The following is a 1,607-nucleotide window of genomic DNA, read 5'->3' on the forward strand; positions in this document are numbered from 1 at the left end:
CTGTCCAGTGACACGGCGCGGTTGTCCCCCATGATGAAGACATGTCCGGAGGCTACAGTCTGCACGCGCAGGGTCACGGTGTCGTTGGGGTCAATCACCAGCCCGTAGCCGGTCTCAGCAATCCCGTTGACCGTGGCAATATCCCGGTTGATCTCGATGCGGTCTCCGGGAAGTGCGACTACCCGTTTGACGAGGTCGTTCTCGGTTCCGGCTTGGCCGTTGGGATGGACGACGACGATGTCGCCTCTCAGGGGCTGTGTGTAGCCTCTCGTCATGAGGAGACGGTCCTCGGTCAACAGTGTCGGCTGCATCGAGTCGCCCTCCACTCGTGTTCTCTCGAAGATGACGTAGAAGACAGTGACGAGAGACACGAACAGGACGAGGAGCGGGATGAGGATGACAACGGCGACTCGTTCGCCGGTGCCCCGCACTCGTACGTGAACTCCAGGCTCGATGCTCACTTGAGTCACGCTCCCATTGTGAGCGCTCGTGCGAACTCCAAAGCCACGAACGGCCGCAGATCATCGATCTGCTCGCCAACGCCGATTCGCAACAACGGAAGGCCCATGTCGCGAGCGATTGCAATCGCTATGCCGCCTTTGGCCGTGCCGTCCAGCTTCGTGAGCACGAGTCCGTCCAACTTCAAGGCCGCATTGAACTCGCGCGCCTGGATGAGCCCGTTTTGTCCGGTGGTCGCGTCGAGCACGAGCAGCACGCTCACAGGAACAACACTCTCGCGTACCGCGACGCGGTGGACCTTCTGAAGCTCGCGCATGAGATCGGCCGACGTGTGGAGCCGCCCGGCTGTATCGATGAGCGTGAGGTCGGGGCGTTCGGCGTTCGCTCGCGCGATGGTGTCGAATGTGACGGCGGCCGGATCGCTGCCGCGTTCCTTGCTCACGATAGGCACCTGCGCGCGTTCGGCCCAGATATCGAGCTGTTCGATGGCGGCGGCTCGATAGGTGTCCGCTGAGCCGAGAAGCACGCTCGCACCAGCGTCGACCGTCTGTTTGGCGATCTTGCCGACCGTGGTCGTCTTGCCAGTGCCGTTGACACCCACTACGACTACGACAGACGGGTAGGTCGAGAGGAAATCCGAACCGGCACGAAACTCCAGCGCGATCTCCTCGGCAAGATGAGCGATGACCGCAGGGGCATCGGGCAACGCCCTGCGCGCCGCTGCGTCCCTGAGGCGTGCGACGAGCTCCGTAGTCGCCGTGACGCCGATATCCGCACCGAGAAGTGCGTCCTCTAGCTCTTCCCAGAACTGGTCGTCGAGGTCCGGTCCGCGGCGCAACAGGACGTTGAGTTGTCCGCCGAGCCTCTCCCGGCTCTTCGCGAGGCCGTCGGAGAGGCGCCTATACCAGGGTGCGCTCATCGGCAGTCTCGTCCGGAACGCGGCGCTCAACGCGCTGGCTCACGACCTTGGAGACGCCGTCAGCCTGCATGGAGACGCCGTAGAGGACGTCGGCCATCTCCATCGTGCGTCGCTGGTGCGTGACGACGATGAACTGCGTGACGCCGCGCATGCTGTCCAGGAAGGCGACGAAACGGCGCAGGTTCGTGTCGTCGAGAGCCGCCTCGACCTCATCGAGGATGTAGAACGG

General features: G+C 63.4%; 3 protein-coding genes. All 3 read right to left on the reverse strand.

What is annotated here, in order from left to right:
- A partial coding sequence (gene lepB, locus Q8K99_02195) for a signal peptidase I (GenBank protein ID MDP2181366.1) occupies positions 1-461 on the reverse strand: 461 nt, incomplete at its 3' end.
- Between the two features lie 5 nt (positions 462-466).
- Positions 467-1,378, reverse strand: coding sequence for a signal recognition particle-docking protein FtsY (ftsY, locus tag Q8K99_02200; protein MDP2181367.1), 912 nt, complete (start codon positions 1,376-1,378; stop codon positions 467-469).
- On the reverse strand, positions 1,359-1,607 hold a 249-nt coding region (locus Q8K99_02205; protein ID MDP2181368.1), incomplete at its 5' end, for a hypothetical protein. The genes Q8K99_02205 and ftsY, both read right to left, overlap by 20 nt.

Source organism: Actinomycetota bacterium, from assembly GCA_030682655.1.
GTDB lineage: Bacteria > Actinomycetota > Coriobacteriia > Anaerosomatales > JAUXNU01 > JAUXNU01.

Bases quoted from the DNA above. Each gene is read 5' to 3' on its own strand.
- ftsY (MDP2181367.1), bottom strand. From the start codon at position 1,378: ATGAGCGCACCCTGGTATAGGCGCCTCTCCGACGGCCTCGCGAAGAGC.